Below are 16,689 nucleotides of genomic sequence, written 5' to 3'. Positions count from 1 at the left end.
ATACCTGTTCATGGGAGTTGACGGTGAGTCGGGCGGGTATCCCGATGCTGCTGACCGAGTGGCCACCATTCGGGTGGTGTCGGTGGAAATGACCAGGTGTCGCGGTATGACCGAAACCAGATCGTGATTCCCTTTTGTCCGATCGTCATGAGCATTCGGCTACATGGCGGTCGGGCCGCGATCCCGGCGGACGACGACACCGAGAGGAGAGCCGGATGTGCCGACAGTTCCCCCACCGGGCCCCGGCCCCCGATGCCCGCCCGGCCGACCGTGACCGGCCGCGCCCCAGGATCGGCCGGCGCACCGCCGCCCTGATCGCCACCGGCCTGCTCACCGGCGCGCTCACCCCGCCCGCAGCCGCGCAGCAGACCCCGGACGGCTGGTCCGCCGAGCGGCGCGCCGTGCTGCCCTCCGGCCTCGCCGTCCAGTTCGACTACGCGGCCGTCCCCGGGGTGAGCGTCGACGCCGCTCCCGGCCGGCTCGCCGACCGCCCCGGCGGCAGCGGCAGCCCCTACACCGACGGCATCCACCCCGGCGACCCCGCCGAGACCTTCCTCGCCGCCGAGCGCCGCCCCCGCGCCGACGGCTCCTGGCGCACCCTCGGCACCCTCCAGCTCTCCTTCTCCCGCCCCGTCCGCAACCCCCGACTCCACGTCAGCGGCCTTGCGGGCACGGCCACTTCGAAGGACGGCAGCACCAGCACCGACACCCGGCTGACCGTCACCGGCGGCAGCCCCGCCGCCCCCGCCCTGGTCGGCCGCACCGGCTGGCCGGGCTGGACGGTCGGCTCCGGCGAGCTCGCCCCCGACCCCGGGGCGGACGCCGCCCCCGACGGCTCCGGCACCCTCGAACTCGCCGGCACCGTCTCCACCGTGTCGCTCCGCGTCGAGCAGCGCTCCACCGCCCGGAACGGCTCCACCACCCCGCCCGCCCCGCTCCGCCAGGCGTACACCGTCACCCTCGACGAGGGCCTCGGCAGCGCCCCGCAGGCGTACGGGAACGTCTCCCACCTGGTCTCCGACCTGTTCCTCGGGCAGGACGCCGCGACCTCGGCGACCCGGGCCCGCCCCGGCCTCGCCCAGTCCGTCGCGGACCCGCTGCAGCCCGGCCCGCCCGCGGGCCCGCCCCCGCCGTCCCCCGACGCGGGCCCGGTCGCCCCCAGCGTGGAGCTCGACCGCGGGGAGGGCCGCCGCAGCCCCTGGGCCAGCCCGCCCCCGCCGATGCTGCAACCCGGCCGCGCCGAGTACCAGGGCGCCGACCCGACGCTGAACTTCCCGGCCGAGACCGCCATCGGCCGCTACTACCGCCTGGACGTGCCGGTGAACCCGGGCGGCGACCCCGCCGTGCTGGCGGGCTGGATCGACTTCGACCACAACGACCGCTTCGACCCGCTGGAGCGGGTCCAGGCCGACGTCCCCGCCGGGGCGGACCACGCCGCCCTGGAGTGGCAGGTCCCGGCCGGGGCCGTCAGCGGCGACACCTGGGTCCGGCTCCGGCTGGCCCGCAACGGCGCGCAGCTCGTCGTCCCCGGCGGCTTCGCCGACTCCGGGCAGGTCGTCGACCAGAAGGCCGGCATCTCGATCGGCGCCGCCAAGCCCCAGGTCGGCCTCCCCATCCCCGGCACCACCACCCGGGAGACCCGCCCCGAGTTCCGCGGCGACGGCGCGGTCGCCGGGGCGAGCATCGCCGTCCAGGAGAACGGCACCACCGTGTGCACCGCCCGGGCCGGCAACGACGGCTCCTGGAACTGCCGCCCCGACCGCCCCCTCGACGAGGGCACCCACACCCTCGTCCCGGTCGAGACCACCCGCAGCGGCATGGTGCTGCGCGGCGACGAGTTCCGGCTGACCGTCAGGACCACGCCGCCCACCGCCCCCGTCCTCACCCTGCCCGCCTACACCAACGACCCCGGCCTGCTGCTCACCGGCCTCGGCGAGCCCGGCTCCACCGTCACCGTCACCGTCAGCGCGGACGGCACCGGCCGCGACGGCGGCGAAGTCTGCTCCACCGCGGTCTCCGCCGACGGCACCTGGTCCTGCCTCCCGGTCGAGAACCTCGACGACGGCCGCTACCGGCTCACCCCGCACGCCGTCGACGGCGCCGGGAACCGCTCCGACGGCAAGGCGGTCGCCCTCACCGTCGACACCGCCACCCCCGACCGCCCCCGCCTCACCTCCCCCGGCAGCGGCGAACTCCTGCACACCGCCCGCCCCGGGCTCGCCGGCCGCGCCGAACCCGGCACCACCGTCACCGTCACCGCCGCCACCGGCCACGGCGACGAACGCACCACCGCCTGCAGCGCCGTCACCGCCCCCGACGGCACCTGGTCCTGCACCCCCGCCCACGACCTCGCCCCCGGCGACCTCACCCTCCTCCCCACCGCCACCGACCCCGCGGGCAACGGCACCCCGGGCGACCCGGTGGAGGTCCGCGTCGCGGCGACGGGCGTGAGTGCGAGCCCGAGCCCGAGCCCGAGTGTGAGTGCGGAGCCTGGCGTCGAGGCGAGCCCGAGCCCGAGCCCGAGCCCGAGTGCGAGCCCGAGTGCGAGTGCGAGTGCGTCGCTGGCGGAGGGTGCGCCGAGCGCGTCGGCCTCGGCGTCCGGCGTGCCGTCGACGGGCGATCCGGCTGGTGCGAGCGCCCTTCCGACAGCCGAGCCCTCGGCGAGTGCGTCGGCTTCGGCGATCGGGGTGCCGCCGACTCCGCCGACTCCGCCGACTCCGCCGGTGCCGGACGTGACGGTGCCGCCGGAGCTGTTGCCGATCGTGGTGCCGCCGACGGGCGATCCGGCCGGGGTGACGGCGAGCCCGACGCCCGAACCCTCGGCGAGCGTGTCACCGAGTGCGAGTGCGAGTGCGAGTGCGAGCCCGTCCGTGTCGGCTTCGGCGGTGGCGTCGAGTGCAGCTCCGTCGGTCTCGGCGTCCGGTGTGCCGTCGACCCCGCCGACCCCGTCGACTCCGCCGGTGCCGGACGTGGCGCTGCCGGTGCCGCCGGAGCTGCTGCCGGTCGTGGTGCCGCCGACGGCAGTGCCCTCCGCGTCCGCCTCCCCTGCGCCGTCGGACGGCCGGGCCGAGCCCGCGTTGACGTTGCCGGTGCCGGCGGTGCCGAGTGCGCCGGTCGCGCCTGCGGCGGCCACTCCGGGCCGGGGGGCGCCGACCGCGACCACGTCGCCGCTTCCGGCCGGTACGCCGTCGCCGGTGGCACCGACCGCGACCACGCCGCCTCCGGCCGGTACGCCGTCGCCGGTGGCGCCGAGCGCGACCCGGAAGGCTTCGGCCGCCGCGACGGTCCTGTCCGCCACCCCCGCCCCCGCGTCCGCCCCCGCGTCCGTCTCCGCGTCCACGTCCGCGCCGTCGCCCGCTTCGGTCGGGTCCCCCGGTCAGGCGGCGGCGGGGGCGGACGACGAGCCCGCCGTGGAGGACGAGCCCGTCGGGGACGTCGGGGACGCCGCGGACGGTCCGGCCGTTGCGGACGGGCCCTCGCGGGCGGGGGCCGCGCCGCCGCCGGACGCGGTGGCGGCGGCGCACCGGGCGGCGGCCACCGGGTGGCGCGGGCTGGCCTGCGGGGCGCTGCTGATCGCGGCGGCCGTGGGGCTGCTGACCCGGCGGGTGTTCGGCCGGGGGAGTGGCACCCGGCGTCGCTGACGGGCCGTCCGTTCCGGCCCCCGTTCCCGGTCGGCCCGCTCGTTCCCGCAGTTCAGGGCGGGCGGGCCGACCCGTACCCGCATAGCGGACAAATCGACACACCGCCTGGTAAATGTCGCATTTGATGACTTATCAACCTAGCCTGAGTCTGGCACTGCCCGTCAGATCCGGGCCGCCCGTTGCGCGACACTCTGAACCCCTAGGACACGTGCATGGACGTCACCCGCGACTCGTCGCCGCGACCCAACTCCTGGCCCTCCGCCGCACCCGAGCCCCCGGTCGGTGCGACCCAACTCACCAAGGCGGTCGCCAAGGCGGTGACCAAGCCGCTGATCACGACCGCCCCACCCGTCGAGGACGCCTTCGACCGGGGCCCGGACACCCAGCCGCTCCCGGTGGTGGGTGCGGCCGTCGACCCGGCCGCGCTGGTGCCGGTCGGCGCGGACGACCCCGCCGCGTTCCCGTCCGGGCCCCGGGCCGCCGCGGAGCCCGCCGCTCCGGCGCCCGCACCGGCGTCCGCGTCGAGCGGGCTGCGCCGGCTGAGCGCGGCCACCGCGAAGCAGTCGGCGGCGCACCCGACGGTCGCGGACGCCGCGACCCACCGCCGTCCGCCGCGCGCGGACCAGTCGCTGCGCGAGCGGCGGGCGTTCGCGCTGCCGGGCTGGCTGCCGCTGCTGGTGCTGCTGGCCGGGGCGGCCGGGGCGCTGCTGGTGCTGGCCCGGGCGGGGGCGCTGCCGGAGCTGCCGGGGGTGCCCGACCTGCGCGGTGCGGCGGCGCGGGCCGGCGGGGAGGCCGAGGTCGGCGACGGGACGCTCGCCGCGGTCAGCGCGATCGGGCTGGTGATGCTGGCCGCGCTCGGCGGCCTGCTGTCCAACCCGGGCGGCGAGACCCGGGTGCTGACCCGCTGGGGCCGCTACCGCGGCACCGTTCGCCGCACCGGCCTGCTGTGGGTGAACCCGCTGGTGCGCCGCCGCCGGGTGGACGTCCGGCTGCGGCACTGGCGCAGCGAGCCGGTGCACGTCACCGACCGGGCCGGGACGCCGCTGGTGGTGCGGCTGCTGATCGTGTGGCGGGTCAAGGACACCGCCCGGGTGACGCTGGGCATCGCCGATCACGAAACGTATCTGCGCGAGCAGGTGCAGGCCGTTCTCACCCGAACCGCCTCCCTCCTGCCGTGCGACTCCAACTCCGTGCCGGGGCCCGCGCTGCGCGACGGGCAGTGGTTCGCCGACGAGCTGACCCGGGCGCTGGCCGCCGAGACCGCCCCGGCCGGGGTCGAGGTGTACTCGGTGCAGCCGCTGGCCCTGGACTACGCGCCGGAGGTCGCCGAGTCGATGCGCCGCCGCCGGCTGGCCGACCTGGACGCCGGGCTGCGGACCGTCCTGGTGGACGACGCGGTGGAGGCCGCGGCCCTCGCGGTGCGGCGCCTGGAGCGCGCCACCGCCCACGAGTGGGACGACAGCGCGCGCAGCGCCCTGATGGAGCAGCTGCTGGTCGCGTTCGTCGCCCCGGCCGGGGTCACCGCCTCGGTGCCCGCCCCGGCCGCCCGCCCGCACCGCAAGGAAGGGAAACCCGCGTGACGACCGCGCTCGCCTCGATATCCACCGACCCCGCCGACCTCCCGGACTTCTCCGGCGCCCCGCTGCTGGGCTTCGCCGAATCCGACGGTGCGTCAGCCTGCCGGTGCGCCTCGTGCGCCCGCCCGGCGGCCCGCACCGGCGGGTCCGCCGCGGCCGAGCGGCCGGGCCGAATACACCGGGCGGTGCGCTCGACCTTCCTGACCGCCACGGTGCTGGCGGGCGCGGGAGCGGTCGGGCTCGGCCTCGGCACGACCACGGCGCAGGCGATGCCCGCGCCGTCCGGCCCGGGCTGGGACGGCAAGGTCTACTGGTTCAAGAACGCGGCCGGCGAGTGGCGCTACACCAAGTGGTACGACGTCTACCTCGACCGCACCGGCGGTGCGAACGACGCGAAGCCCCAGCCGGTGAAGCAGGCCCCGGCGCAGTCCTCCGGCGGGATCCGGCAGGGCTGGGACGGCAAGGTCTACTGGTTCAGGAACGCGGCCGGGCAGTGGCGCTACACCAGCCACTACGACGTCTACGTCTCCCGGACCGGTGACCGGGGCGCCCCCGGAGGCCAGTCCGGCCAGCCCGCGGAGCCCGCCGCGAGCGGGGTGGAGGCGGCGGTGTCCTACGCGCTGGCACAGGTCGGCAAGCCGTACGTGTGGGGCGGCAACGGGCCGAACGGGTTCGACTGCTCGGGCCTGGTCCAGCAGGCGTTCCGCCGGGCCGGGGTCGCCACCCCGCGGGTCGCCGACGACCAGTACCGGGCCGCCACCCCGGTCTCCTCGGGGCAGCTGCAGCGCGGCGACCTGGTGTTCTGGTCCAGCAACGGCCGGGTCTCCGGCATCCACCACGTGGCCGTCTACCTCGGTGACGGGACGTACGTGGAAGCCCCCCGCCCCGGCAAGGACGTCCGGGTCTCCCGCCTCAACAGCGGCTACTACCCGGACTTCTTCGGCCGCTACTGAGCGGCCGGGCCGGGAAGCACGGCGGCGCCCCTCCCGCAGCGTGGCGGGAGGGGCGCCGCCGCCGTGTGCGGGCCGGGTCAGTCGGAGGCCGCGGTGAGCAGCTTGAGCTCGGCCCCGGTCAGCCGCAGCGAGGCGGCGGCCAGCAGCGGGGGCAGCTGCTCGACGGTGCGGGCGCTGGCCAGCGGCGCGGCGACGGTCGGCTGGGCGGCCAGCCAGGCCAGCGCCACGGTGGCGGGCTGCACGCCGTGCGCGGCGGCGACCTCGTCCAGGGCGGCGAGCACCCGGGGGCCGCGGGGGTCGTCCAGGTAGCGGCCGGCGCCCTGGGCCCGGGCGGAGTCGACGGCGGTGCCCGGGCGGTACTTGCCGGTCAGGAATCCGGAGGCGAGCGCGAAGTAGGGGACGACGGACAGGCCGTGCGCGGCGACGGTGTCGGCCAGCGGGCCCTCGTAGGTGTCGCGGGAGACCAGGTTGTAGTGCGGCTGCACCGCGACGTACTTGGCCAGGCCCTCGCGCTCGGCGAACTCCAGCGAGGCGGCGAGCCGCTCCGGGCCGATGTTGGACGCGGCGACCTCGCGCACCTTGCCCTCGCGGACCAGCTCGTCCAGCGCCGTGACGATCTCCTCGACCGGGGTGTCCGGGTCGTCCCGGTGGGTGTAGAACAGGTCGATCCGCTCCACGCCGAGCCGGCGCAGCGAGGCCTCGGCGCCCCGCCGGATCGTCTCCGGCCGCAGGTTGTCCAGGCCGGACAGCATGCCGACCTTGGTGGCGACCACGATCTGCTCGCGGTTGCCCCGGCTGCGCAGCCAGTCGCCGATGACGGTCTCCGACTCGCCGCCGGAGTTGCCCGGCGCCCAGGCCGAGTACACGTCCGCGGTGTCGAGGAAGTTGCCGCCCGCGGCGGCGTACGCGTCGAGGACGGCGAAGGACTGCTCGGCGTCGGCCGTCCAGCCGAAGACGTTGCCGCCGAGGGCCAGCGGGGAGACGGCGAGGTCGGAGGGGCCGAGAGTCACCCGGGGGGCGTCACTGTTGGTCATGCCCGGGAACAACCCGTTCGGGTCCGGCTTGATTCCGCCGGGCCGTGCGTCCACGCCCGGACCGGCCGGGGTGAGGGGAGCGTGCAGACCTGCTCCGGGACGGGGTCCGGGGTGTCGGCGGGCCGCCCGGGGCGGCTAGAGTCCCGTTCCATGGCTGACAACGACTACGACCCCGCCGGTTCGACCCAGATGTTCCGGGCGTTCGTCGACGAGGCCCCGGCCCCGCAGGCCCCGGGCACCGTCACCACCTACGGCAGCAGCAGCTCCTCGCCGAACCGCACCCCGCTGATCGTCATCGGGGCCGTGGTGGCCCTGGCGGTCGTCGTCGGCGTGATCTGGCTGGCCGTCAAGTAGCACCCGGGCCCGTCCGCGCGGGGCCGGCCGGAGGCACCCGGTGGTCCCGCCGACGGGCGTGCCTACACTGGCCGGGTCCGTCGCACCGCCGCCAGGAGGCACCCGTGACCGCGCCGTCCACCGAGACCGCCAGGAGCCTCGGCCTGGCCGCCGCCGTCAACGCCCGCGACCTGGGCGGCTACCGCACCGCGGACGGCCGCACCGTGCGCGCGGGCGCGCTGCTGCGCACCGAGGCGCTCAGCCGCCTCGGCGAGGACGACCGGGCGCTGCTGGGCGCGATCGGGCTGCGCCACGTGGTGGACCTGCGCAGCCTGGACGAGGTCCGCCACCTGGGCGCCGACCTGGTGCCCGGCCTGCCCGCGGCCGTGCTGCCGCCGGACGCGGCGGCGATGCTCACCGTCCCGGCCCTCGACGGCCTCGGGCCGACCCTGCACCACCTGCCGGTGTTCTCCGCGGACTTCGACCTGTACGTGGAGCTGCGGCGGGCGCTGGGCAGCGGCGACCCGGCGGCGATGCACGCCGTCCTCGGGGACGGGCGGGGCGCCGCGATGATGACCGGGATGTACCGCTGGTTCGTCACCGACGCGGTCGCCCGCTCGCGCTTCGCCACCGTGCTGCGGCTGATCGCCGAGGCGGACGGCGCGCCGGTGCTCTTCCACTGCACGGCGGGCAAGGACCGCACCGGCTGGACGGCGGCCCTGCTGCTCACCGCGCTCGGCGTGGACCGGGAGAGCGTCCTGGCGGACTATCTGCTCACCAACGAGCGGGCCGCCGCCCTGATCGCCCGGGTGGACCCGCTGATGCGGCCGCTGGCCCGGGCGGAGGCGGTCTACCTGGAGGCCGCGTTCGAGGAGCTGGCCCTCGGGTGGTCCGGCTTCGAGCACTTCTGGCAGGACGGCCTCGGGCTGACCGAGGAGCACCTGCTGCGGCTGCGGCGGGCCTGCACCGTCTGACGCCGCCCGCCGCCGCTCACTCCGCGGTGAGGCCCTCCCGGAGGTGGGCGAGGGTCTTGGTGAGCAGGCGGGAGACGTGCATCTGGGAGATGCCGATCTCCTCGCCGATCTGGGACTGCGTCAGGTTGCCGAAGAAGCGCAGCATGATGATCCGGCGCTCGCGGGGCGGGAGCTTGGCGAGCAGCGGCTTGAGCGACTCGCGGTACTCGACGCCCTCCAGGGCGAGGTCCTCGTAGCCGAGGCGGTCGGCGAGCGGGCCGTCGCCGCCGTCGTCCTCGGCGGGGCTGGAGTCCAGGGAGCTGGCGGTGTACGCGTTGCCGACGGCGAGGCCCTCCACCACGTCGTCCTCGGTGACGCCGAGGTAGGCGGCGAGCTCGGGGACGGTGGGGGAGCGGTCCAGGCGCTGGGAGAGCTCGTCGCCGGCCTTGGTGAGGGCCAGGCGCAGCTCCTGGAGGCGGCGCGGGACGCGCACCGACCAGCTGGTGTCGCGGAAGAAGCGCTTGATCTCGCCTACCACGGTGGGCATGGCGAAGGTCGGGAACTCGACGCCGCGGTCCGGGTCGAAGCGGTCGATGGCCTTGATCAGGCCGATGGTGCCGACCTGGACGATGTCCTCCATCGGCTCGTTGCGGCTGCGGAAGCGCGCGGAGGCGTACCGGACCAGCGGCAGGTTGAGCTCGATCAGCGTGTCCCGGACGTAGGTGTGCTCCGCGCTGCCGACCTCCAGCCCGGCGAGGCGGCGGAACAGCGCGCGGGACAGCGTGCGGGTGTCGAGGGCCCGGTCGGGGGCCTCGGCGGGACCGGCCTGGGCCGGGATCGTTGCGACGACGGCTTCGGCATCGGCCTGGGCCTCGATGACCGCACTGCCCGGTTCTGTGAACACGGCGCCCACCCCCTCGTGACTGTCTGTCGAACGGTCGCCACCCCACAGTGGTTCCCGGCTGACGGGTCTGACTCCTCCATACCGGCGCACCGGCCCCGGCAAACCCGATCGTCGCGACTCGTCACCCGCCGGTGACGCGGGGCAACAGGAGGCGACTCACTCCTCCCAGGAGTTCCCGGTGCGCAGCCGGGACAGGATCCGCGACAGCAGCCGGGAGACGTGCATCTGGGACATGCCGAGTTCGGTGGAGATCTGCGACTGGGTGAGGTTGGCGAAGAACCGCAGCATGATGATCCGCCGCTCCCGCTCGGGGAGCTGGACCAGCAGGTGGCGGACCATGTCGCGGTGCTCGACGTCGGTGAGGGCGGAGTCCTCGTACCCGAGCCGGTCGAGCAGGGCGAGACCGCCCTCGTGCTCCTGGGCGGCCTCCAGGGAGGCGGCGTTGTAGGCGCGCCCGGCGTCCAGGCAGGCCCGGACGTCCTCCTCGGGGATGCGCAGGTTGGCGGCGATCTCGGGGACCTTGGGGGCCCGGCCGTGGGTGACGGTCAGCTCCTCCATGGCGCCGCTGACCTGTACCCACAGCTCCTGGAGGCGGCGCGGGACGTGCATGGTGCGGACGTTGTCGCGGAAGTAGCGCTTGATCTCGCCGAGGATGGTGGGCAGCGCGTAGGTCGGGAACTGGACGCCGCGCTCGGGGTCGAAGCGGTCGATGGCGTTGATCAGGCCGATGGTGCCGACCTGGACGACGTCCTCCATGGGTTCGCTGCGGCTGCGGAAGCGGGTGGCGGCGTAGCGGACCAGCGGGATGTTGATCTCGATCAGGGCGGAGCGGACCCGGGCGCGCTCGGGGGCGTCGGGCGGGAGCTCGGAGAGCCGTTCGAACAGCACCCGGGTGAGGGTGCGGACGTCCACGGCGCCGCGGTTGCCGGAGCGGCGGGAGGCGAGTTCGAGGGGGTCCGGCAGGTCCTCGGCGGGCTCCACGGCGAGGGCCCCGGCCCGGGGCTCGGTCCTGGGTTCGAGTCGACTGCCGATCCGGTCCTCGGCCTGGTCCTCGGGCGCACTGCCCTGCTGCGTCCGCACGGACACGTCACCCCTCCCTTGAGAACCACCTCGCCAATTTCCGGCAAAACCGGTCATAGCATCACAAGTCGCTCTGTGGCCGGGCAAGTACCCGACGGAGGCGTGTTGACGAACCGTCCAGCATTCGGCGGAGTGTGCTACGGCCCCCGCTCGCGCGCGGGGGGCGGGGGCCGCCGGGTCGTGCGTGTACGAGGGAAGGCGGGGGAGGGTCAGACCTCCAGGTCGGCGATCACCCAGGTGGCGAACTCGCGCCACTGCGCGGCGGCTGCCTGATGGGCCGGGTGGCCCAGGTACGCGGCCAGCGCCTCGCGGTCCGCGACCAGGCTGTTGATCGCGAAGTCCTGGGCGATGTCCCGCTCGGCGAAGTTCCAGCCGCACTCCCACTCGCGCAGCTCGGGGACCAGCGCGCCGAGCTCCGCGAACGCCTTCGCGCCCGCGACCGCCCGCGGATCCTCCTTGGTGACGCCTTCGTTGAGCTTGAACAGGACCAGGTGCCGGATCACGATGCCGCTCCTCGCGGGGTGGGGGAGGGCGCGCCCGCCCGCGGGAGCGCCCGGAAGGACGAACCCCGCAACGGTACTAGCGCACCAGTCCGGTCATGAACGAGCCGACCGCCTTGGCGGCGTCCGAGATGCCGACGAAGCCGGACTTCACCAGGTCCGCCGAGCGCTCCGGTGAGGTGATGATCGTGTAGATGACGAAGATGACCAGGATCCACATGGCCACCTTCTTCGCCTGAGCCATCGAACGGGCCTGCCTCCCTGAGTCGGGCCGCCGCCCTCTCCCCGTGCGGCCCTGCCACCCGGCAGCTTATCCACCGGACGGCGCAAGGAGTGAGGGGCGTGTTCACCCGCTGGGACGAAGGTCCTGCGCGGACGGGGCTTTCTCCGGATGTGCCCACCGGCGCGGGGCGGCAGGATGGTTGACGTACCGAGGATCTGGCAGGAATCCCCGGTACGGCGATCCGGAGGTCCCCGCTGTGGGACCGGGCACCGCGGCTTCCCCCCGACGCGGACCCGGTTGTGGGACCTCCGCCCGGGGCGGCAGCTCGTCCCCCCGGAGCTGCCGCCCCCACCGCGGACCGAAAGGTTCCGGCCAGGCTCCGCACTCCCCAGGGCACGGTGGTCAACCGCCCGGGAGTGCGGAGCCTTTCGCCTCACCACGGGCACCGTCACCGGGGCCGACGCGCGACGCGGGTGCCTCGCCGACCCGGCCCTCGCGCACGGGAATCCGGAGGGCGCGCCGGTCGGGTCGCCGGAGGCCGGGCACCAGCTGCCGCCCGGGACGGGGAGTGCGCCGGTGCTGCCGCTGCCGGCCGCCGCCGGGCCCTCCGGGGTCCCTCAGGCGGTGACCGGCGGGGCCCAGGCCGCCCGGGCGCGGGCCGCGTGGGCCTCCTGCATGGCGGTCAGCCGGCGGACCATCAGCAGGCCGGACACCATGGCGGCCAGCGTCAGCAGTTCACCGGCGACCAGGATGCCCAGTGCCTCCCGGCGCGAGTCGGCGTAGTGCAGGGAAGCCTCGGAACCGAGGCTCTCGGTGCCCAGGAAGAAGAGCAGCCAGCTGAGCATCAGGCTGACCCACCAGACGTGCCCCGCCCGGGCGGGGACGGGCTGCGGCACGCCGTGCTCGCCGGCCGGGGCGCTGGCCCTCCAGACGTCGTTGGCGACCCGCCACGGGAACCAGATGCCCGCGAACGGGATGAACCAGCCGACCACCGCCAGCACGCGGGCGCGCTGCTGCCCGTGCGGGTAGATCACCTCGGCGTTCACCCGCACCCGGTACATCCAGGGCAGGAACACCGCCGCGCTGCCCAGGAACAGCAGGTACTCCACCGAACCCACCACCGTCGCCAGCCAGTCCGCCTCCGCGGAGGAGGAGCCGCCCGCCGCGTACTGCGCCAGCAGCACGGCCGCCGACCCGAGCGCGGCCGCCCCGTGCAGGGCGAACAGGGCCGTGGTGGCGGAGGCGAGCCCCTGGGGCGAGCGGTAGACGGCGGGGGAGGGCACGGGGGGAACTCCTGCTTCCGGTGGTGAAGGAGTCCGCACAGTAGCGCCCGCCGCTGACCCGTGGCCAGGTAAAATCCCAGCTCAGCAATGGTTTGTCCGCTTCGGGCCGGGAAGGTCCGGAATGCCGAAGGGCCCGACCGGAGACCGGTCGGGCCCTTCGAGCGGCGGTAGCGGTGGGATTCGAACCCACGGTGGAGTTGCCCCCACACACGCTTTCGAGGCGTGCTCCTTTGGCCGCTCGGACACGCTACCGAGGGGAACTCTACCGGATCGGGGGGACGGGGTGAAATCCGTTCCGGGGCGGGTCAGCGCTGGGTCTCGAAGAAGGCCAGCAGCTGGGCGGTGCACTCGTCGGCGAGGACGCCGCCGACCACCTCGGGGCGGTGGTTGAGGCGGTTGTCGCGGACGACGTCGAACAGCGAACCGGCCGCGCCCGCCTTCGGGTCGTGGGCGCCGAAGACCACCCGGGCGAGCCGGGAGAGCACGATCGCGCCCGCGCACATGGTGCAGGGCTCCAGGGTGACGACCAGGGTGCAGCCGCTCAGCCGCCACTCCCCGCCCGCCCGTCGCCCACCACCACCCTCGCCGGACGCGCTTCGCGCGGCTTCGTTCAACCTCTGCGCGGCCTGCCGGATGGCCACCACCTCGGCGTGGCCGGTCGGGTCGCCCACCGCCTCGCGGACGTTGTGGCCGCGGCCGAGCACCGTGCCGTCCGGGCCGAGGACGAACGCCCCGACCGGAACGTCACCGGTGGCGGTGGCCAGGGCGGCCTCCTCGATCGCGAGGCGCATCCGGGCCCGCCACCGGTCGCGGACCGGGTCGGGGCGTTCGGGGGCGGGCAGCGGGGCGATCCGCGGCCGTTCGCCCAGGGTGTCGGCGGGAAGGGGAGCGGGCTGCATGGACCCAGTGTCGGGCACCGGGCCCGCCGCTACCGAACGGCCTCCAGGACCTCGCCGCAGCCGAGCGCCTCGGCGATCTCGCCGAGCGCGTCGCCGGGCGCGGCGCCCTCCCCGGCCAGCTCCATCAGGTCGGCGGCGGCCATCCCGAACTCGGTCAGCAGCTCGGAGTCGCCGATCGGCCCGACCGGGGTCGCGCCCCGCCCGCCGCCCGGCTCCTCGTCGTCCTCGTCATCGGCCTCGGCGACCGCGTCGTCCTCGTCGTCGAGCCCGGCGACGAGCCCGTCGAGGTCGTCGAAGTCGGCCTCCCCGTCCTGTTCGATCAACTCGTCGGTGAGCACCGCGCCGTACGAGCTGCGCGCCGCCGCGGCCGCGTCGGAGACGAAGATCCGCGGGTCGTCCTCACCGTCGATGCGCAGGACGGCGAACCACGCGTCCTCCTGCTCGATGAAGACCAGCACGGTGTCCTCGTCCTCGGCCGCCTCGCGGGCCAGGTCGGTCAGGTCGGCCAGGGTCTCTACGTCGTCGAGTTCCGTCTCGCTCACATCCCACCCGGCACCGGTGCGAGCAAGCACTGCAGCGAAGTACGCCACCAGGGACACTCCCAAGATTGGTCTCGGCTGTCGGCGATCTCGGGCGGGTGCGGTCCGGCCGCCCCCGCGCCAGAAGGCGGTCCGCTGTTCGGACCGTCCCACCGCATCGTGACAGAAAGGCCGCCGCTGCGGGGGGTGTTCGGCAGCGCGTCTTCGCAGGTCGTGTCGGAATGGTCGGCTTCCGGCCGCCGCGGGTGCGGATCTCGACCGTCGGAGGTCTTGCGGCGGGGGCGCCGGGGCGTTCCCGGGGGCGCAACTCCGGTGCGGGGCGCGGCCCGCGGGCCGTCAGATCCGGAAGGTTCGCATTCGCATGGCCTCGCGCATCCGGCGCTCCTTCGTCCGTCTCGGCCGCACCCGGGCCCGCAGTTCCCGGGCCTCGGCCAGCTCGCGGAGGAACACGGCCCGGCGCTTGCGCCGCTCCGCGTCGGTCTCCGCGTCGGTCTCTGCGGTCGGACGGGACTCGTCTGTCGAGCCGGACCCGCCCGCGCCGGCGGTGGTCGCCCGCGTCGGGTTGCTCTTCATAGGTTCCGACTTTCCCAGATCGGCACCGGGGATACCACAGGAGCGGCCCGACTTCCGTGATTCCGGACGCGTTCCCGGGTGGTCCGGCGGGTCGCCCCGGTCGTCCCGGTTCGTACGGAGTCGTACACACGTGCCGGTGGCCGTTACCTTTGGTCCATGCGTCTCCACGTCGTCGACCACCCGCTGGTCGCCCACAAGCTGTCCACCCTGCGCGACGAGCGCACGGACTCGCCGACCTTCCGGCGGCTCACCGACGAGCTGGTCACCCTGCTCGCGTACGAGGCGACCCGGGACGTCCGCACCGACACGGTCGAGATCACCACGCCGGTCGCCGTCACCCGGGGCACCCGGCTCTCCTACCCGCGGCCGCTGGTCGTCCCGATCCTCCGGGCCGGCCTCGGCATGCTCGACGGCATGACCCGGCTGCTGCCGACCGCGGAGGTCGGCTTCCTCGGCATGGTCCGCAACGAGGAGACGCTGGAGGCGTCGACCTACGCGACCCGGATGCCGGACGACCTCTCCGGGCGGCAGATCTACGTGCTCGACCCGATGCTGGCCACCGGCGGCACCCTGGTCGCGGCGATCCGGATGCTGCTGGAGCGCGGCGCGACCGACGTCACCGCGGTGGTGCTGCTGGCCGCGCCCGAGGGCGTCGCGGTGATGGAGCGCGAGCTGGCGGGCCGACCGGTCACGGTGGTCACCGCGGCGGTCGACGAGCGGCTCAACGAGCACGGCTACATCGTGCCGGGCCTGGGCGACGCGGGCGACCGGCTGTACGGGACGGCGGGCTAGGAGCCCCGGAGCAGGGAGGATCCGGCCGGGGACGGGTGCCGTCCCCGGCCGGATCCCGTGCGTCCGCGGGGGCGCGGTGCGGTGGCCCGCGCCCCGGGCGGGGTCAGCAGTGGCCGGGCTCCGGGGAGGGGGAGGGCTTGGTGAGCTCGGCGAGGGCGGCGGCGGCCTGGGTGGGGTCGGCGAGGGCGCTGAAGGTGTCGCCGATGACGAAGTCGACGGTGGCGTCGGTGCGGGTGTCCTCGGTGGCGGTCGCGGCGGCGACCTGGGAGAGCAGCAGGGTGGCGGCGCCGAGGCCGCCGGGGCCGCTGAGGATCTGCGCGGTGCCGGGCACCTTCTTGTCGAGCGCGGCGGGCGCGTTGCCGACCTTGTCGACCACGAAGCCGCGCTTGCGCAGCTCGTCGGCGGTGCGGGCGGCCAGGCCGGACTTGTCGGTGGCGTTGTAGACGTTCACCTTGACGGCGGCGGGCTGCGGGACGGCGGTGTTGCTGGGGACGGGCGCCGGGGCGCCGGCGGCGGGGGCGCCGGCCGAGGGGGCGCCGGCCGAGGGGGAGTCCTCCGGGGCGGCGAGCGGCTTGCCGGAGGCGGGGGCGCAGGCCTGGGCGGTGGCGTCCTTGTGCTTGCCGGTGAAGACGTCGTACAGCTGCACGCCGCCGACCGAGACCAGGGTCAGGACGAGGACGCCGCCCAGCCCGAGGGCGACCTTCCGGCCGCGGCGCGGGGGGCGGCCGAGGCGGGGGTAGGCGTTTCCGGTGACGCGGTACTGCTTCCCCTTCAAACCCCGGGGAGTCAACATGCTCATGGTCTGTCTCCCCATGGGTGCCAGGGTGGGGTGCCGGTGACCGCGGAACGGCCGGGGGGAACGGGCCGCGTGACCGCTGTAGTCAGCAGACTAATCCGACAACGGGTGCGCAGGTACTGGATGATCATCATCCGGGGGATGACGGCACTCGAAAGGACGTACCGGTAGCGATCCCGGTTGCACCCGCCCGCGGACGGCCCGGGGTCAGTCCATCTCCAGCACGCGGGCGTGCAGGACCTGCCGCTGCTGGAGGGCGGCCCGGACGGCGCGGTGCAGCCCGTCCTCCAGGTAGAGGTCGCCGCGCCACTTCACCACGTGGGCGAACAGGTCCCCGTAGAACGTGGAGTCCTCCGCGAGGAGGGTCTCCAGGTCCAACTGGCCCTTGGTGGTCACCAACTGGTCCAGCCGCACCGGACGCGGCGCGACGTCCGCCCACTGGCGGGTGCTGGTCCGGCCGTGATCCGGGTACGGCCGTCCGTTGCCGATGCGCTTGAAGATCACACGGAAAGCCTACCGTTCGGGACGCTCCGGGCGCAGCAGGCGGGGCGAACGGTGCGTTGTCCGGAGGCGGGGACGGAACGGGCGTTGTGCGGGCGAACGGTGCTT

Annotated in this window: 17 protein-coding genes and 1 tRNA gene; 6 read left to right on the top strand and 12 right to left on the bottom strand. The window is 75.1% G+C overall.

Features of this window, described 5'->3' with window-relative positions; genetic code table 11:
* Window positions 1-215 precede the first annotated feature (215 nt).
* From OO57_RS01240 to OO57_RS40565, 3 genes are all read left to right on the top strand, one after another.
* Window positions 216-3,641 carry an Ig-like domain-containing protein gene (locus tag OO57_RS01240; RefSeq protein WP_033250325.1) on the top strand — a complete coding sequence of 1,142 codons (3,426 nt, stop codon included), beginning with the start codon at window positions 216-218 and terminating at the stop codon, window positions 3,639-3,641.
* 212 nt (window positions 3,642-3,853) lie between these two features.
* Window positions 3,854-5,221, top strand: a complete 1,368-nt coding sequence (locus tag OO57_RS45060; protein WP_051776325.1) for an SPFH domain-containing protein — start codon at window positions 3,854-3,856, stop codon at window positions 5,219-5,221.
* The gene (locus OO57_RS40565) at window positions 5,218-6,171 is read left to right on the top strand and encodes a C40 family peptidase (RefSeq protein ID WP_063737470.1); all 954 of its coding nucleotides are present in this window, start codon (window positions 5,218-5,220) and stop codon (window positions 6,169-6,171) included. The genes OO57_RS45060 and OO57_RS40565 overlap by 4 nt, the downstream gene beginning before the upstream one ends.
* A gap of 77 nt (window positions 6,172-6,248) precedes the next feature.
* On the opposite strand, the gene OO57_RS01225 is transcribed toward OO57_RS40565, so the two are convergent.
* Window positions 6,249-7,205, bottom strand: a complete 957-nt coding sequence (locus tag OO57_RS01225; protein ID WP_033250324.1) for an aldo/keto reductase — start codon at window positions 7,203-7,205, stop codon at window positions 6,249-6,251.
* A gap of 150 nt (window positions 7,206-7,355) precedes the next feature.
* Between OO57_RS01225 and OO57_RS01220 the strand changes: the two genes are divergently transcribed.
* Window positions 7,356-7,559: a hypothetical protein gene (locus OO57_RS01220; RefSeq protein WP_033250323.1), complete on the top strand. Its 204-nt coding sequence runs from the start codon at window positions 7,356-7,358 to the stop codon at window positions 7,557-7,559.
* Between the two features lie 104 nt (window positions 7,560-7,663).
* Window positions 7,664-8,512 carry a tyrosine-protein phosphatase gene (locus OO57_RS01215; protein ID WP_051776323.1) on the top strand — a complete coding sequence of 283 codons (849 nt, stop codon included), beginning with the start codon at window positions 7,664-7,666 and terminating at the stop codon, window positions 8,510-8,512.
* A gap of 16 nt (window positions 8,513-8,528) precedes the next feature.
* Here OO57_RS01215 and OO57_RS01210 read toward each other — a convergent pair whose 3' ends face one another.
* The 9 genes from OO57_RS01210 to OO57_RS01175 all read right to left on the bottom strand — a co-directional run bounded on the left by OO57_RS01210 (window position 8,529) and on the right by OO57_RS01175 (window position 14,492).
* Entirely contained in the window at window positions 8,529-9,395 is an 867-nt protein-coding gene (locus OO57_RS01210; protein WP_033250439.1) for an RNA polymerase sigma factor SigF, read from the bottom strand.
* Window positions 9,396-9,551: 156 nt separating this feature from the next.
* Entirely contained in the window at window positions 9,552-10,481 is a 930-nt protein-coding gene (locus tag OO57_RS01205) for an RNA polymerase sigma factor SigF (RefSeq protein ID WP_081973386.1), read from the bottom strand.
* A gap of 203 nt (window positions 10,482-10,684) precedes the next feature.
* Window positions 10,685-10,978: a Dabb family protein gene (locus OO57_RS01200; protein WP_033250322.1), complete on the bottom strand. Its 294-nt coding sequence runs from the start codon at window positions 10,976-10,978 to the stop codon at window positions 10,685-10,687.
* A gap of 76 nt (window positions 10,979-11,054) precedes the next feature.
* Window positions 11,055-11,219 carry a hypothetical protein gene (locus OO57_RS44520; protein ID WP_199811186.1) on the bottom strand — a complete coding sequence of 55 codons (165 nt, stop codon included), beginning with the start codon at window positions 11,217-11,219 and terminating at the stop codon, window positions 11,055-11,057.
* A 596-nt stretch (window positions 11,220-11,815) separates the two neighbouring features.
* Window positions 11,816-12,481 carry a DUF4328 domain-containing protein gene (locus tag OO57_RS01195; RefSeq protein WP_051776319.1) on the bottom strand — a complete coding sequence of 222 codons (666 nt, stop codon included), beginning with the start codon at window positions 12,479-12,481 and terminating at the stop codon, window positions 11,816-11,818.
* A 165-nt stretch (window positions 12,482-12,646) separates the two neighbouring features.
* Window positions 12,647-12,733, bottom strand: a tRNA-Ser gene (locus OO57_RS01190).
* 53 nt (window positions 12,734-12,786) lie between these two features.
* A complete protein-coding gene (locus OO57_RS01185; RefSeq protein WP_081973384.1) occupies window positions 12,787-13,380 on the bottom strand; it encodes a nucleoside deaminase in 594 nt (197 codons plus the stop codon).
* Between the two features lie 29 nt (window positions 13,381-13,409).
* Entirely contained in the window at window positions 13,410-13,970 is a 561-nt protein-coding gene (locus OO57_RS01180; protein WP_033250435.1) for a hypothetical protein, read from the bottom strand.
* Window positions 13,971-14,255: 285 nt separating this feature from the next.
* Window positions 14,256-14,492, bottom strand: a complete 237-nt coding sequence (locus tag OO57_RS01175; protein WP_033250321.1) for a hypothetical protein — start codon at window positions 14,490-14,492, stop codon at window positions 14,256-14,258.
* Between the two features lie 156 nt (window positions 14,493-14,648).
* Between OO57_RS01175 and upp the strand changes: the two genes are divergently transcribed.
* Window positions 14,649-15,284 carry a uracil phosphoribosyltransferase gene (gene upp / locus OO57_RS01170; RefSeq protein WP_030457462.1) on the top strand — a complete coding sequence of 212 codons (636 nt, stop codon included), beginning with the start codon at window positions 14,649-14,651 and terminating at the stop codon, window positions 15,282-15,284.
* 103 nt (window positions 15,285-15,387) lie between these two features.
* Here upp and OO57_RS01165 read toward each other — a convergent pair whose 3' ends face one another.
* Both OO57_RS01165 and OO57_RS01160 read right to left on the bottom strand, forming a co-directional pair.
* Window positions 15,388-16,083, bottom strand: a complete 696-nt coding sequence (locus tag OO57_RS01165; RefSeq protein WP_033250320.1) for a LytR C-terminal domain-containing protein — start codon at window positions 16,081-16,083, stop codon at window positions 15,388-15,390.
* Window positions 16,084-16,287: 204 nt separating this feature from the next.
* On the bottom strand, window positions 16,288-16,584 hold the full coding sequence (locus OO57_RS01160; RefSeq protein WP_014136828.1) for a type II toxin-antitoxin system VapB family antitoxin: 297 nt from the start codon (window positions 16,582-16,584) through the stop codon (window positions 16,288-16,290).
* Between the last annotated feature and the right edge of the window lie 105 nt (window positions 16,585-16,689).

Source organism: Kitasatospora phosalacinea (assembly GCF_000717185.1).
GTDB classification, from domain to species: domain Bacteria; phylum Actinomycetota; class Actinomycetes; order Streptomycetales; family Streptomycetaceae; genus Kitasatospora; species Kitasatospora phosalacinea_A.
This window is presented reverse-complemented; position numbering and strand designations above follow the sequence as displayed.

What these genes read in the sequence shown, in the direction of transcription:
- OO57_RS01240 (WP_033250325.1), top strand. Translation starts at nt 216, where the DNA reads ATGTGCCGACAGTTCCCCCACCGGGCCCCGGCCCCCGATGCCCGCCCG.
- OO57_RS45060 (WP_051776325.1), top strand. Translation starts at nt 3,854, where the DNA reads ATGGACGTCACCCGCGACTCGTCGCCGCGACCCAACTCCTGGCCCTCC.
- OO57_RS01225 (WP_033250324.1), bottom strand. Translation starts at nt 7,205, where the DNA reads ATGACCAACAGTGACGCCCCCCGGGTGACTCTCGGCCCCTCCGACCTC.
- OO57_RS01220 (WP_033250323.1), top strand. Translation starts at nt 7,356, where the DNA reads ATGGCTGACAACGACTACGACCCCGCCGGTTCGACCCAGATGTTCCGG.
- OO57_RS44520 (WP_199811186.1), bottom strand. Translation starts at nt 11,219, where the DNA reads ATGGCTCAGGCGAAGAAGGTGGCCATGTGGATCCTGGTCATCTTCGTC.
- OO57_RS01185 (WP_081973384.1), bottom strand. Translation starts at nt 13,380, where the DNA reads ATGCAGCCCGCTCCCCTTCCCGCCGACACCCTGGGCGAACGGCCGCGG.
- OO57_RS01175 (WP_033250321.1), bottom strand. Translation starts at nt 14,492, where the DNA reads ATGAAGAGCAACCCGACGCGGGCGACCACCGCCGGCGCGGGCGGGTCC.
- upp (WP_030457462.1), top strand. Translation starts at nt 14,649, where the DNA reads ATGCGTCTCCACGTCGTCGACCACCCGCTGGTCGCCCACAAGCTGTCC.
- OO57_RS01165 (WP_033250320.1), bottom strand. Translation starts at nt 16,083, where the DNA reads ATGAGCATGTTGACTCCCCGGGGTTTGAAGGGGAAGCAGTACCGCGTC.